12 protein-coding genes are annotated in these 14,275 nt (G+C 55.1%); 7 read left to right on the forward strand and 5 right to left on the reverse strand.

Features of this window, described 5'->3' with window-relative positions; all coding sequences use genetic code 11:
• Positions 1-160 precede the first annotated feature (160 nt).
• From J1778_RS15260 to J1778_RS15280, 5 genes are all read right to left on the reverse strand, one after another.
• Positions 161-1,750, reverse strand: a complete 1,590-nt coding sequence (locus J1778_RS15260; RefSeq protein WP_217173894.1) for an ABC transporter ATP-binding protein — start codon at positions 1,748-1,750, stop codon at positions 161-163.
• Positions 1,747-2,562 (reverse strand): ABC transporter permease, encoded by an 816-nt coding sequence (locus J1778_RS15265; protein WP_217173895.1) that lies wholly within the window; start codon positions 2,560-2,562, stop codon positions 1,747-1,749. Before J1778_RS15265 ends, J1778_RS15260 begins: the two co-directional genes overlap by 4 nt.
• 18 nt (positions 2,563-2,580) lie before the next feature.
• On the reverse strand, positions 2,581-3,519 hold the full coding sequence (locus tag J1778_RS15270; protein ID WP_217173974.1) for an ABC transporter permease: 939 nt from the start codon (positions 3,517-3,519) through the stop codon (positions 2,581-2,583).
• Positions 3,520-3,613: 94 nt separating this feature from the next.
• A complete protein-coding gene (locus J1778_RS15275; protein ID WP_217173973.1) occupies positions 3,614-5,155 on the reverse strand; it encodes an ABC transporter substrate-binding protein in 1,542 nt (513 codons plus the stop codon).
• Positions 5,156-5,223: 68 nt separating this feature from the next.
• Positions 5,224-6,126, reverse strand: coding sequence for a homocysteine S-methyltransferase family protein (locus tag J1778_RS15280; protein WP_217173896.1), 903 nt, complete (start codon positions 6,124-6,126; stop codon positions 5,224-5,226).
• A gap of 736 nt (positions 6,127-6,862) precedes the next feature.
• Here J1778_RS15280 and fhuE point away from each other — a divergent pair.
• The 7 genes from fhuE (at position 6,863) to pqqE (ending at position 14,273) form a co-directional block, all read left to right on the forward strand.
• A complete protein-coding gene (fhuE, locus tag J1778_RS15285) occupies positions 6,863-9,085 on the forward strand; it encodes a ferric-rhodotorulic acid/ferric-coprogen receptor FhuE (RefSeq protein WP_217173897.1) in 2,223 nt (740 codons plus the stop codon).
• A gap of 755 nt (positions 9,086-9,840) precedes the next feature.
• Positions 9,841-10,878 (forward strand): dipeptidase, encoded by a 1,038-nt coding sequence (locus J1778_RS15290; protein ID WP_217173898.1) that lies wholly within the window; start codon positions 9,841-9,843, stop codon positions 10,876-10,878.
• A 170-nt stretch (positions 10,879-11,048) separates the two neighbouring features.
• Positions 11,049-11,120 carry a pyrroloquinoline quinone precursor peptide PqqA gene (gene pqqA / locus J1778_RS15295; RefSeq protein WP_013578120.1) on the forward strand — a complete coding sequence of 24 codons (72 nt, stop codon included), beginning with the start codon at positions 11,049-11,051 and terminating at the stop codon, positions 11,118-11,120.
• A 57-nt stretch (positions 11,121-11,177) separates the two neighbouring features.
• Complete coding sequence (pqqB, locus tag J1778_RS15300; protein WP_217173899.1) at positions 11,178-12,089, forward strand: pyrroloquinoline quinone biosynthesis protein PqqB; 912 nt, start codon at positions 11,178-11,180, stop codon at positions 12,087-12,089.
• 12 nt (positions 12,090-12,101) lie between these two features.
• Positions 12,102-12,869 (forward strand): pyrroloquinoline-quinone synthase PqqC, encoded by a 768-nt coding sequence (gene pqqC, locus J1778_RS15305; RefSeq protein ID WP_129638868.1) that lies wholly within the window; start codon positions 12,102-12,104, stop codon positions 12,867-12,869.
• A 26-nt stretch (positions 12,870-12,895) separates the two neighbouring features.
• Positions 12,896-13,153, forward strand: a complete 258-nt coding sequence (gene pqqD / locus J1778_RS15310) for a pyrroloquinoline quinone biosynthesis peptide chaperone PqqD (RefSeq protein WP_238484750.1) — start codon at positions 12,896-12,898, stop codon at positions 13,151-13,153.
• Positions 13,140-14,273 (forward strand): pyrroloquinoline quinone biosynthesis protein PqqE, encoded by a 1,134-nt coding sequence (gene pqqE, locus J1778_RS15315; protein WP_420804082.1) that lies wholly within the window; start codon positions 13,140-13,142, stop codon positions 14,271-14,273. The genes pqqD and pqqE overlap by 14 nt, the downstream gene beginning before the upstream one ends.
• Positions 14,274-14,275 lie beyond the last annotated feature (2 nt).

The following is a 14,275-nucleotide window of genomic DNA, read 5'->3' on the forward strand; positions in this document are numbered from 1 at the left end:
TCCTGCGAAGGGAGGGTTGGGGTATTAAGGTCAGCCGATAACGTTGAAATTCACTTACGCTTTCTTTTCGTCATTAATACCCCCTCCCGGCCTCCCACTTCGCAGGGGGAGGAGCACTGCGAAACTCCCTGTCAGCCCATGCCGGGCAGGAGAGGGAGTATTAATTAGCAAACATTTCTTCCAGCCAGCCGGCGCGCATTTCAGGTACAGAGTGCAGCAATTCACGGGTGTAATCGTCCAGCGGTTCGGCAAGTGTGCAGCCGACCGGGCCCTGCCGCACAATCACGCCTTGTTTTAGCACCGCGACTTCATCGGCGACTTCCCGCACCACCTGCAAGTCATGGGTGATGAACAGGTAAGAGATGCCGGTGTCTTGCTGGATCTGGCGCAGTAAAGCCAGCACATCGCGGGCGACTAACGGGTCAAGTGCCGAGGTGGGCTCATCACAAACGATAACTTTGGGTTCAGCCGCCAGTGCCCGCGCGATACAAACGCGCTGTTTCTGACCGCCGGAAAGCGCATCCGGAAAACGCTCCGCCAGTTCAGCATTAAGCCCGACTTGCGCCAGCAAGGCTTTCACCCGCGCCTCACGCTCACTGCGGTTCAGAGTGGTAAAACACGCCAGCACGCGCGAAATCTGGCCGCCGATACGCTCTTTCGGGTTAAGCGCCGTATCAGGGATCTGATGGATCATCTGCACATCGCGCAATTGCACGCGGCTGCGCTGACGCAGCCCGGCGGGCAGCAAGGTCTGCTCAAGGCTGACATCTCCCGACTCCGGCACCAGTAATCCGCAAATCACTTTACCGAGCGTCGATTTGCCAGATCCCGATTCACCAATTACTGCCAGCGTCCGGCCACGCGGCAAAGTGAGTGAAATGTTTTGCAGCACCGGCTGCGCGTGATAGCGCGCGCTGACATTACTGATCGTCAGCATCAGCGGCGCATCGCCGGTTTGCGGTGTTTTGGTCTTGCCCTTCGCCTGTAACAGGCGGCGGGTGTAATCCTGCTGCGGCTCAGCCAGCAGTTGTGCCGTCGGCGCGTGCTCCACCATTTTGCCGTGCTGTAATACCATAATGTGATGGCTTATCTGCGCGACCACCGCCAGATCATGGCTGATATAAATCGCCGCCACGCCGGAAAGGCGAATAACATCGCTGATAGCCTTCAGTACGCCGAGTTGCGTGGTGACATCCAGAGCCGTCGTCGGCTCATCGAAAATCAGCAGTTCCGGCCCCGCGCAAAGTGCCATCGCAATCATCGCCCGCTGTAGCTGGCCGCCGGAAACCTGATGCGGATAGCGCTGATAAAACTGCTGCGGATCCGGCAATCCGAGCTGTTCAAATAACTCAATCGCCCTCGCCTGCGCCTGCTGGCGGTTAAAAACGTTGTGTTTCAGCGCCGCTTCAATTACCTGCTCGCCGAGCGTCATCGCCGGATTAAACGCCGCACCGGCAGATTGCGCCACATACGCAATTTGCCTGCCGCGCACCTGACGCAGCTGGCGGTTAGAAAGCTGCGTCAGCTCCTGCCCGCTGAAGGCAATTTTGCCTGACTGAATGCGCATCCCCTGACGGCAATGCCCGAGGATCGCCAGTCCGATGGTCGATTTGCCCGCGCCCGATTCACCAATCAGTCCGAGCACTTCACCGCGTCTGACGGTAAAAGAGACCTTATCCACCAGAGTGCGCGGATTTTTACCCTGCGAAACCACACACAAGTTTTCAACGTTCAGTAACGGTTCATTCATGCTTTTTTCCCCCAGACGCGACGCTGACCGCTCATCAGCCAGTCGGCCACCGCGTTGACCGCCAGCGCCAGCACGGCAATCGCGCCGCCAGGGATGAGTGCCGCCCAGACGCCAAACAGAATGCCGTCCTTGTTATCCCGTGCCAGTCCGCCCCAGTCAGCAGTCGGTGGCTGGACGCCTAAACCGAGGAAAGACAGGGCGGAAAGGAACAGCAAAATGAAGATAAAACGCAGGCCGAATTCGGCAATTAACGTCTGTAAAGCATTCGGTAAAATGACCCGCCAGAGGATCCAGCCAAGGCTTTCGCCGCGTAAACGCGCCACATCGACAAACTCCATCACGCCGATATCCACCGCGAGAGAGCGTGCCACACGCAGTACGCGGGTGGATTCCAGCAGGCCGAGCACCAGCGTCAGCACCAGAATGGTTTTGGGTAACACAGCCAGCACGATCAGCGCCAGGATCAGCGTCGGGATCGCCATGACGATATCGTTGCAGCGGGAAATCACCTGATCCAGCCAGCCACCGCGCAGTCCGGCGATAAAGCCCAGCGTACAGCCGACGATAAACGCCACCAGCGCCGCCAGCGCGGTCACGCCTAGGGAAACGCGGGTGCCCCAGATCAGCCGGGAAAGCAGGTCACGGCCGAGATTATCAGTGCCCAGAAGAGAGCCGGGCCCTGGTAAATCCCACGACATGCCGAGCGTTTGATCCGGCGCATGAGGTGCCAGCCACGGAGCAAAAATGGCGATAACAATAAACAGACTCAGCACCAGCAGGCCGAGAATCGAAGCAGGTTTTAAAGCAGGCATGACAACTATTCCTAAGATTCAGCGGTTGTGGCGTAAACGCGGATTTGAGATCAGCGCCATCACATCCGCCAGCAAATTCAGCAGGATATAAATACCGGCCAGTAACAGCGCGCAGTCCTGCATCACCGGAATATCACGCTTGCTGATGCTGTCGACCATGTATTGTCCGAGTCCCGGATACACAAACACGTTCTCGACAATCACCACACCGACCATCAGATACGCCAGATTAATCGCCACGACGTTAATAATCGGCCCGATAGCATTGGGTAAAACGTGACGCCATAAAATGCGCGACGGAGACAGCCCTTTCAGCAGCGCGGTATCGACATACGCCGAACTTTGCGCGGCAATCAGTGCAGCGCGGGTCATGTTGCTCATATGCCCGAGGATCGCCAGCACCAGCGTGGCGCACGGCAGGGAGATCGCAGAAAGTTTGGCCATCAGCGGCATATCTGCAGTGATACTGCTGTTGCTTGGTGCCCACGCCAGCGTGATGGCAAAAATCAGGATCAGCAGATAACCGGAGAAAAACTCCGGTAACGCGACCGTCGCGCGGGTGATCGCGTTGAGCAGCGTATCGATAACACTGCCGTGATAGCGCACTGAGATAAACCCGATCAGCAGCGCCAGAGGAACCGCAATCGCGGCGGTGCATCCGGCCAGAAACAGCGTATTACCCAGACGGGTAAACAGCGGGCCGCTGATAGCTTCACGGGTAGAAAAACTGGTGCCGAAATCACCGTGCAGCACGCCAGACAACCAGCTCAGATACCGGCTGACGGCGGGTTTATCCAGCCCAAGCTGGAGATTCAGTTCACGAATGGCATCCGGCGTCGCACTCTGGCCCAGAATGGCCGTCGCAGCATTGCCCGGCAGCAGTTGCACACCGGCAAAAATCAGCACCGAGACAGCGAGCACCACCAGCACGCCATAAAACAGGCGCACCAGTACCATGCTCAGAAGGCCGGAATGAGGTTGCGAAAAACGGCCCGCAGGCCGTTGAGTCGCTTTCTGTTGTGCAGATAAGTCAGACATGTTTTTACCCGGTTCAGCCTTCGATCCAGACTTTTTCCGCCGCGCGGTTGCCACTCAGCGGCATCCCCGGAACGGAAGTAAACCCTTTGATTTTGGAGGAACATCCGTCGAGAGCGTCGGCATACAGCGGAATGATTTCGCTGCCCTGATCGACCAGCATCACCTGAATATCGTGATAAATCTGCCTGCGGCGCGCTTCGTCCGGTTCACCGCGTGCGGCTTTCACCATCGCATCGAACTCTGGCACATGCCACGCCGATTCGTTCCACGAGGACTGGCTGGTGAATACCAGTGAAAGCAGTGCATCGGCAGTGGGACGGTTCGCCCAGTTAGACGAAACAAAGGCTTTCTTCTGCCAGATGTCATTCCAGAACGCATCGTCCGGCACGCGTACTACATTCAGGTTAATGCCTGCTTTGGCCGCGGATTGCTGATAAATCTGACCGGCATCAACGGCACCGGGGAAACCGGCATCCGCCACATTCAGCGTCAGCGGACCGCTGAAACCAGACTTCTTCCAGTGGAATTGCGCTTTTTCAGGGTCGTACGGACGCTGCGGAATGTCTTTCGCGAAGTAACGGTTCGACGGGAAGATCGGGTTATCGTTGGCCACGCTGGCGTAACCGCCGAGCACGGTGTCGATAATTTTCTGACGGTCGATGGCGTATTTCAGCGCCAGACGTCCATCCACATTATCGAACGGCGCGAGATTCGACAGCCCCGGGAAGGTGTAAATCATGCTGTCTTTAGCACGCACCAGTTTCAGATTCGGCATACGCTCGATGCGGCTGACAATGCGCGGATTCACGCGGTTAATCAGTTGCGCCGATCCGCTGACCAGCGCGGCCACGCGGGCAGTAGAGTCGTTCATTGCCAGCGTTTCGACCGAATCCACATGACCACGTTCACTGTTCCAGTAGTTCGGATTGCGTTTGGTCAGCGTGGTGACACCCGGCTGGAATTTCTCCAGGATAAAGGCGCCGGTACCGATACCTTTATCAAAGCTTTCGTTTTCAGCGGTAATGGCGAAATGCACGGCGCTCAGCAGCCAGACGAATTCGACGTCCGGCGCGGTGAGTTTGATCGTCACTTCATGTTCACCGGTGGCTTCAATGGAACTGACCGGATCCAGATACCCTTTCACCGGCGAAGTGGATTTCTCGCCACGATGGTGATTGAGGGAATACACCACGTCTTTCGCGCCCAGAGAACGACCGTCATGGAACTGCACGCCCTGACGGATTTTCAGCACCCAGGTTTTGCTGCTATCAGTGGAAGCCCACGACTCGGCCAGCGACGGCGCGAGTTTAGCGTTTTCGTCGATTTCCACCAGATTGTTAAACATCTGCGAGCCGACGAAATACATGTAAGTTTCGAACCAGAACGCCGGATCCAGACGGTCAGTGCTTGAGGCGTTATCCACGCCGACGACCAGATGGCCGCCCTTTTTCGGTTTATCTGCCTGCGCAGCAAAAGCATTCCCCAGCCACAGAGAATGCGTTGCCGCTGCAACGGTAAGTGCCCCCGCACTTTTAATAAACGAACGACGATCAATCATGTGTTTCCCCTGTCTCCGAAGGATCCCTTCAGAATAAAAAATGTGACTTCTTCTTTTTATGGACGTTATTTAACGAAGGCCTGTTTCAGCGCCGCAATGTGTTCCGGCCCGATGCCGCAGCAACCGCCAACCATCGTCGCGCCCTGCGCCACCCAGTCTTTGGCGAAATCCAGGTATCCGGCAGGATCGGTATCCTGACGCATTTTGCTCAGCCCTTCGTTGGCACCGCGGGTGTTATCGGAAGGTTCAAAGGCATTGGCATACACACCGATATCAAGCGCCGATCCCTGCGCGGTCAGTGCAGCGCGTGCGGTTTTCACCGCCGTCGCCATCACTTCCGGACGGCTGCAGTTGAACAGCACCGCACCGGCGGATATCCGCAGCGCAGCATTCACCGCCTCAGCAACGGATTCGCCGGAACGCAGCAGCGCGTTGCCCTGCGGGTCGAGATTGTCCTGCAAAGTGAAGGACAGCCACAGCGGACGCGGGTCATCGCCCAGCACATCACGCACCGCTTCAACTTCCGCCACAGAACTCTGCGTTTCTGCCAGCCAGACATCGACGTTACCGGTCAGGTTATCCACCAGCACCTGAAGTAATTTTTTAGCCGCCACAGGTTCGAACAGATCCGGGCGATAAGAACCCAGAACCGGAGGAAGCGAACCCGCAACAAGCACCTTGGCCGGAGCCGCATCTGCCGCTTCGCGCGCCAGTTTTCCGGAAAGTGCGATCAGCGCCGCGCCCTGCTCAGCAAAAACACCCTCCCCGACGTGGAACGGCACGACGGCGTAGCTGTTGGTGGTGATCACCTGAGAACCGGCAGCGATAAAGGCATCATGAGCAGCACGCACAAACTGCGGAGCCTCCATCAGCGCCAGCGCAGACCATTCTGGTTGACGAAAAGGAGCGCCCATCCGGGCCAGTTCGCGACCCATGCCGCCATCGAGGATTTTAATGTTACTGAACATTGTGTCACCACCATCGTATTTTTCTTAGCCGAATCAATCGTTAACACGGCAGGTGATGACACTCTACAAAACGAACGTTTAGATGTCTAGATTTCTTAATGGCTAAAATATGGATTTTTAATTGCAAATTGTTCTCACCTGGCGGTGAGGGCTGGATCGAGGATATTTCGGGTTCTTACTCGCCGTGAGGGCTGGATCGAGAATATTTCGGTTTCTTAACAACGGTTATCACGTAGCCTTTCGTGCCGAAACCGACCAAGAGGGAAAAGTGCTTTTTCCCTCTTGGATCTCCCTTCGCTTTTTCAACAGGCGCTAACGCTCGCTGGCTATGTTTCAGGTAGCGCAGTGACAGGCTGGAAATCTTGCCGCTGCGCGGTGCCTTCTCTCGGTCTTCGAGCCATAGGTCTCGAAGCCGCTCCGTTCAGCAAGATTTCTGAATCGCCCGCACGATCTTAAATTCAACATCAAGTCGGTGTGGGCCGACGCCCACGGTCTTGATTTTAAGGCCAGTGTTGGCGGCCAACCCACGCACCCTCTCCCCGCGCCTGTAATATTTATTTACAGCAGTAAACCCAATGCGTATTATTCTCATTCGCTTTATTAACCATGACCATTTTATCTTGTCCAGCCCTTGTTCCGGGGGATTCTGGCGGGGTTTGCTCATGCAGATAAAGCCGAATTCATACAAAAATGCAGTGGCTTAAAAAATAATAAAATAACCGCGTGGAGAATAGTTATGTTCGATTTTTCAGGGAATTATGTCGTCAGGAGTGTTAAGGAAAACCCTCAAAATAATTCAGGAAAGACACTTTCACTTTCCGTCCTCGCCCTTCTGATTTCATCTTCACTGCATAGTGCTTATGCAGCCGAAGCCAGCGCAAAAAACACCCCTGAAGACACTGTGGTCGTCACCGGTCAGAACGACACCAGCGCTGCAGATACCGCAGCGACCGATTACAGTGTTCCGGTCACCACCGCGGGCACCAAAATGGCGCTGACTGCACGCGATATCCCGCAGTCCGTCAGTATTATCAGCACACAACGTATGCAGGATCAGCAGCTTCAGTCACTGGGTGATGTGCTGCGAAATACCACCGGGATCCAGGAAAGTGTCTCTGACCTTGACCGCCGCACCTATTACGCGCGCGGTTTTCTGATCGACAACTACATGGTTGATAATATCCCGACCACCTTTGACCCACGCTGGGATATTGGTGATTCCCAGTCCGACACGGCCATTTATGATCGTATCGAAGTTGTCCGTGGCGCGACCGGCCTGATGACCGGTCCGGGGAATCCGTCAGCGTCCGTCAACCAGGTGCGTAAACATGCCGACAGTAAAGAGTTTACCGGCAATGTTTCCGCCAATTACGGCAGCTGGAACAAACAACGCTATGTGGCGGATTTATCAACCCCGCTGAATGAATCCGGCAGCGTGCGCGGCCGTCTTGTCACCGGTTATCAGGATAAAAACAGCTACGTTGAACGTTACGGCGCGACCAAAAAATTCGTATATGCCACCGTGGATGCTGACCTGGCCGATTCCACCCTGCTTTCGGCGGGCTACGAATTCCAGCAAACCAACACCGACAGCCCGACCTGGGGCGGCATGCCGCGCTGGTATCTGGACGGCAGCAAAACCGACTATCGCCGTGGTTTTAACTCGGCACCGGACTGGGCTTACAGCGATAAAGAAACCACCAAACTGTTCACCACCCTGAAACAGTCTTTCGACAACGGCTGGCAGGCGACCCTGAACGGCACGCATACCGAATCGCACATCGACTCTAAGATGATGTATATCGACGGGACATTCGATAAAACCACCGGCGTCGGTGAATCGGCCTATGCCGGATATCCGGTCGTTGCGGGTACCGGCTATAACACCGGTAAGCGTAAAGTCGATGGCGTGGATGCCTTTGCCAGCGGTCCGTACCAGCTGTTTGGCCGTCAGCACGAAATGATGACCGGCGTGAGCTACAGCAAACAACAGAACACCTATTACAGCTCCTTCGCCAATATTTCCACTGAAGAGCTGGGCAACTTTAATGATTTCAACGGGCAGTTCCCTGAAACGGACTGGAACCCGCGTTCTCTGGCCGAAGACGACACGATTCGTCAAAAGTCAGCCTATGTTGCGACACGTCTTTCACTGGCCGATCCGCTGCATCTGATCGTCGGGGCGCGTTACACCAACTGGAACTCGCACACGCTGACCGATCAGATTGAGAAGAACAACATCACGCCATATGCCGGTCTGGTGTTTGACATTAACGATACCTGGTCGACCTACGCGAGCTACACCTCGGTGTTCCAGCCGCAAACCTACCGTGATATCAGCGGCGCGTATCTTTCCCCGGTTATCGGTAAAAACTATGAAGCCGGGGTTAAATCTGACTGGTTTAACAGCCGCCTGACGGCTTCAGTTTCCATCTTCCGCGCAGAACTGGACAACGTTGCGCAGAGTACCGGCCGAACAATCCCGGGCTCGACCGATACGGCGTATGAAGGGAAAGACGGCACCGTCAGCCGTGGCGTGGAATTTGAAGTGAACGGCGCACTGACCGATAACTGGCAGATGACGTTCGGCGGCACCCGATACATTGCAGAAGATGAAAACGGTGATGCGGTTAACCCGCAACTGCCGCGCACCCAGCTGAAATTGTTCTCCAGCTACCGTCTGCCGATGTTGCAGGATCTGACCGTCGGCGGTGGCGTGAACTGGCAGACTCACGTCTGGCAGGATGTCCCTGGCCCGAGCGGTAACGGTACCCGTTATGCAGAACAAGGCAGCTATGCGCTGGTCAACCTGTTCAGCCGCTATCAGGTTACGAAACAGCTGGCCGTGCAGGGCAACATCAACAACCTGTTCGACAAGGAATATGACACCAGCGTGAACCAGTATGTGGTCTATGGCGAGCCGCGGAATGTGTCGGTGACGGCGAGCTATAGTTTCTGATTTGCTGAGGCCGCAGCAATTGCGGCTTATCACTTGCAGTGAGGGCAGAACGGGTAAATTTCGGTTTTTCACTTGCAGTGAGGGCTGGATCGAGAATATTTCGGTTTCTCAAGTGCTGCGGTCACATGACGCGCTGCGCCGAAACCGACCAGAGGGGAAAGGCTTTTCCCCTCTGAACTCCCCTCGCTTTTTCAATACGCGCTCCGCTCGCTGGCTATGTTTCAGCAACCACAGCGACAGGCTGGAAATCTTGCCGCTTCGCGGTGCCTTCTCTCGGTCCTGAAGCCTGAGGTCTTCAGGCCGCTCCGTTCAGCAAGATTTCTGAATCGCCCGCACGATCTTAAAATCAAAAACGGAATGGATTTATCTTTTAGATAAGTTGATTGGCGTGATCAAAAATGGCACCGAATGAACGGTTCGAGACCTTAGGCTCGAAGCCTGAAATTCGGGAATTGCGAAGCGATGACATTTTGCGCCACTCACAAATGCGCCGGAACATGTCCGTCGTGCCCGCGATAGCGCGCAGTTAAAAAAGCGCGGAGTCCAGAGGCCCGCGCGTTACCGGGTCTCTGGTCGGTGTGGGCCGACGCCCACGACCTTGACCTTAAGGTCAGTTTGGGTGGCAACCCACGGTCTTGACCTTGACCTGGAAATTGATTTTAAAGTCGCCCCCTTTGCACCGTTCCGTGCAAAAAAACCAAAACTTACATAATTCTCCATGTTTCAACATGAATTTATAAAGTACCATTAACATCATGAACACCATCCCCAATCCCCCTGTCTTTGACGGTCACAACGACCTGTTACTTCGCCTGTGGCTGCATGACGCAGCAGATCCTGCTGCCCTGTTTCTTGATGGCACACTTGAAGGACATCTCGATCTCAGGCGTTGTCGTCTGGGCGGTTTCGCAGGCGGTTTATTTGCTATTTTCGTACCACCTGCTTCGTATATGCCGCAACTGAAGCCGAATTCTCCGGCTGAACCGCATGACGCATTAGCCATCACCCAGGCGCAGATTTCACTGCTCGAACGTATTGAAACGCAGTCGTCCGGGCGGGCAAAAATCTGCCGGACAGTCGCCGAAATTGAGCATTGTATTGCGCATGGCGTGCTGGCAGTGGTGATGCATATTGAGGGCGCGGAAGCACTGGGTGACGACTATTCGCGGCTGGATCTCTGGTATGAAAAAGGGCTGCGCAGCATCGGCCCCCTGTGGAATTTACCGAATCAGTTTGGTACCGGCGTGAAGGGTGATTTTCCGGGTTCGCCGGATACTGGTGACGGACTGACGCCCGCCGGGCTTGGTTTACTGCGTGAATGCAATCGTAGAAAAATGCTTTTCGATGTCTCGCACATGAACGAAAAAGCATTCTGGCAGACGGCGAAATTCAGCGATGCCCCGCTGGTCGCCACTCACTCAAATGTCCATGAACTTTGCCCGCAACCGCGCAATCTGACGGATAAACAACTGGCGGCCATCGCCGAAAGCGACGGCTTTGTCGGCGTGAATTTCGGCACCGCATTTCTGCGGGCTGATGGCAAGCGTAATGGCGACACCCCGATCACCGAAATTGTTAAACATCTTGATAACCTTCTTGGTAAACTGGGCGAAGAAAATGTTGGTTTTGGTTCGGATTTCGATGGCATCAATGTGCCTGATGCCCTCGGTGATGTCGCCGGATTACCGTTACTGATTCAGGCTATGTCTGATGCGGGCTACGGTGCCGAACTGATCGAAAAAATTGCGTACCGCAACTGGCTGAAAGTATTAAAGCAAACGTGGGGTGAATAGTTTTTCATCCGGCATTTTGCGCTAATCCCTGTGGCTTACAGGGCAATATCGGTCTGGCACCATCGCAACATTTTTGTAGCCAAACCAGCGATATTTGACAATAAGCCGATCACCTGCCGCAATAAAAGCGGCAGTGAACTTAAAACTGTAATCACCAAAAGGACGTTATCATGTGGACTAAACCTTCTTTCGAAGACCTGCGTTTAGGCTTAGAAGTGACGCTGTACATTTCTAACCGCTAAGCCCTTATGCCCACAGTTCGCTGTGGGCATCTTCCTTCCCTTTCCCCTGGTTCACACATGCAAATTATCGTACTTGGTTCAGCGGCGGGCGGCGGCTTCCCGCAGTGGAACTGCAATTGCAGCAACTGTCAGGGCGTGCGCAATGGCACCATGAAAACCTCCGCGCGCACGCAATCTTCTATCGCCGTCAGCGACAACGGCACCGACTGGGTGCTGTGTAACGCCTCGCCGGACATTTGCCACCAGATTGCCGCCACGCCAGAACTGATTAAACACGACGTTTTGCGCGGCACCGCCATCGGTTCCATCATCCTGACCGACAGCCAGATTGATCATTGCACCGGTCTGCTGAATTTACGCGAAGGCTGCCCGCATCAGGTGTGGTGCACGCCGGAAGTTCACGACGATCTCACCACCGGCTTCCCGATTTTCACCATGCTTTCGCACTGGAATGGCGGCCTGCAACACCACGCTATCAAGCCGGAGAACAGCTTCTCCGTGGCCGTGTGCCCGGATCTGAAATTCACCGCCATTCCGCTGCTGAGTAACGCGCCGCCCTATTCGAAATACCGCGGCAAACCGCTGCCCGGCCACAACATCGCGCTGTTTATTGAAGACACGAAAACCGGCACCTCGCTGCTTTATGCACCGGGTCTGGGCGAGCCGGACGACGAACTGCTGAAATGGCTGCATAAAGCTGACTGCCTGCTGATCGACGGCACGCTGTGGCAGGACAATGAGCTGGCGACCACCGGCGTCGGCCGCAATACCGGCAAAGACATGGGCCATCTGGCGCTTGCCGAAGAACAGGGGCTGATTGCCCTGCTTTCTTCCCTGCCGGCAGAACGCAAAATTCTCATCCATATTAATAATACCAACCCGATCCTCAATGAATCCTCTGCCGAGCGGCAGGCGCTGACGCAGCAGAATATCGAAGTCAGCCGGGACGGGATGCGCATCGAACTTTAGGTAAATACGATTATGACCACTTCTTCACACCCGACGTCACCGATGACGCCGCAAGAATTTGAACAGGCGCTGCGTGCCAAAGGCGCGTTCTATCACATCCATCATCCCTACCATATTGCGATGCACAATGGTCAGGCGACGCGCGAACAAATTCAGGGCTGGGTAGCGAACCGGTTCTATTATCAGACCAGCATTCCGCTGAAAGACGCGGCAATTATGGCCAACTGTCCGGATCCGCTGACCCGCCGCAAATGGGTGCAACGCATTCTTGATCACGACGGTTATGACGGCAGTGAAGGCGGTATCGAAGCCTGGCTGCGTCTGGGTGAAGCGGTCGGTCTGGATCGTGATGTGCTGCTTTCAGAAGAAATGGTTTTACCGGGCGTGCGTTTTGCCGTCGATGCTTACGTTAACTTTGCCCGCCGCGCGGTCTGGCAGGAAGCGGCATGCAGCTCGCTGACCGAACTGTTTGCCCCGCAAATCCATCAGGCGCGTCTCGACACCTGGCCGCAGCATTACCAATGGATCGAGGAAGAGGGTTACGGTTATTTCCGCAGCCGTCTGAGTCAGGCGAATCGCGACGTCGAACACGGTCTGCAACTGGCACTGGAATATTGCGATACCGTTGAAAAACAACAGCGCATGCTGGAAATCCTGCAATTCAAACTCGACATTTTGTGGAGCATGCTCGATTCCATGACCCTGGCTTACGAACTTAACCGCCCGCCGTACCACAGCGTGACGCAACAGGCGGTCTGGCACAAAGGACGACTCCTGTGATCACCATAACCGAACACTACACACCAATGTTTCGTCGCGGCTACCGCATGCAGTTTGAAAAAACGCAGGACTGCCACGTGATTTTGTATCCGGAAGGGATGGCGAAACTCAACGACAGTGCGACGTTTATTTTGCAACTGGTCGACGGCGAGCGGACGATTGCCAATATCATTGATGAACTGAATGAACGCTTCCCGGAGGCCGGTGGCGTGAATAATGACGTCAAAGATTTCTTCGCTCTGGCCCATGCACAAAAGTGGATTACCTTCCGTGAACCTGCTTAAACCTGCGGTCAAACCGCCCCTGTGGCTGCTGGCCGAACTGACTTACCGTTGCCCGCTGCAATGTCCGTATTGCTCGAACCCGCTCGATTTTGCCAAACAGGAAAAAGAGCTGACCACCGCCCAGTGGATCAAAGTATTTGAAGAAGCGAGGGAAATGGGTGCGGTGCAAATCGGTTTCTCCGGCGGCGAACCGCTGGTGCGTAAAGACTTGCCGGAGCTTATCCGCGCCGCCCGTGATTTGGGTTTTTACACCAACCTGATCACCTCCGGTATCGGGCTGACGGAAAAGAAAATCGATGCTTTTGCGCAAGCCGGTCTGGATCATATTCAGATCAGCTTCCAGGCCAGCGACGAAGAACTGAATGCCGCGCTGGCAGGTAACGCCAAAGCGTTCCAGCAAAAACTGGCGATGGCCAAAGCGGTAAAAGCCCATGGTTATCCGATGGTGCTGAACTTCGTGCTGCATCGCCATAACATCGATCAGATCGACAAAATTATCGACCTGAGCATTGAGCTGGATGCCGATGACGTCGAACTGGCGACCTGTCAGTTTTACGGCTGGGCGCAACTCAACCGCGAAGGATTATTGCCGACCCGCGAACAGATCGCCCGCGCCGAAAATGTGGTGCATCAGTACCGTGAGAAAATGGCGGGCAACGGTAATCTCGCCAACCTGCTGTTTGTGACACCGGATTATTACGAAGAACGTCCGAAAGGCTGCATGGGCGGCTGGGGCGCTATTTTCCTGAGCGTCACGCCGGAAGGTATGGCGCTGCCGTGCCACAGCGCGCGCCAGCTGCCGGTGGAATTCCCGTCGGTACTGGAAAATACCCTGCAGGAAATCTGGTACGACTCCTTCGGTTTTAACAAATACCGCGGCTTCGACTGGATGCCGGAACCTTGCCGTTCCTGCTCTGAAAAAGAGAAGGATTTCGGCGGCTGTCGCTGTCAGGCATTTATGCTGACCGGCAATGCTGATAATGCCGATCCGGTGTGTTCCAAATCTGAACATCACGGCATGATCCTCGCCGCACGCGAACAGGCGAACTGCACCAACATTCAGATCAATCAGCTCCAGTTCCGCAACCGCGCGAACTCTCAGCTGATTTTCAAAGGCTGAAA

The sequence above is a fragment of the Rahnella bonaserana genome, from assembly GCF_019049675.1.
GTDB classification, from domain to species: domain Bacteria; phylum Pseudomonadota; class Gammaproteobacteria; order Enterobacterales; family Enterobacteriaceae; genus Rahnella; species Rahnella bonaserana.

Excerpts from the sequence above, each read along its gene's own strand:
- J1778_RS15260 (WP_217173894.1), bottom strand. The coding sequence starts at position 1,750 with ATGAATGAACCGTTACTGAACGTTGAAAACTTGTGTGTGGTTTCGCAG.
- J1778_RS15265 (WP_217173895.1), bottom strand. The coding sequence starts at position 2,562 with ATGCCTGCTTTAAAACCTGCTTCGATTCTCGGCCTGCTGGTGCTGAGT.
- J1778_RS15270 (WP_217173974.1), bottom strand. The coding sequence starts at position 3,519 with ATGGTACTGGTGCGCCTGTTTTATGGCGTGCTGGTGGTGCTCGCTGTC.
- J1778_RS15280 (WP_217173896.1), bottom strand. The coding sequence starts at position 6,126 with ATGTTCAGTAACATTAAAATCCTCGATGGCGGCATGGGTCGCGAACTG.
- fhuE (WP_217173897.1), top strand. The coding sequence starts at position 6,863 with ATGTTCGATTTTTCAGGGAATTATGTCGTCAGGAGTGTTAAGGAAAAC.
- J1778_RS15290 (WP_217173898.1), top strand. The coding sequence starts at position 9,841 with ATGAACACCATCCCCAATCCCCCTGTCTTTGACGGTCACAACGACCTG.
- pqqB (WP_217173899.1), top strand. The coding sequence starts at position 11,178 with ATGCAAATTATCGTACTTGGTTCAGCGGCGGGCGGCGGCTTCCCGCAG.
- pqqC (WP_129638868.1), top strand. The coding sequence starts at position 12,102 with ATGACCACTTCTTCACACCCGACGTCACCGATGACGCCGCAAGAATTT.
- pqqD (WP_238484750.1), top strand. The coding sequence starts at position 12,896 with ATGTTTCGTCGCGGCTACCGCATGCAGTTTGAAAAAACGCAGGACTGC.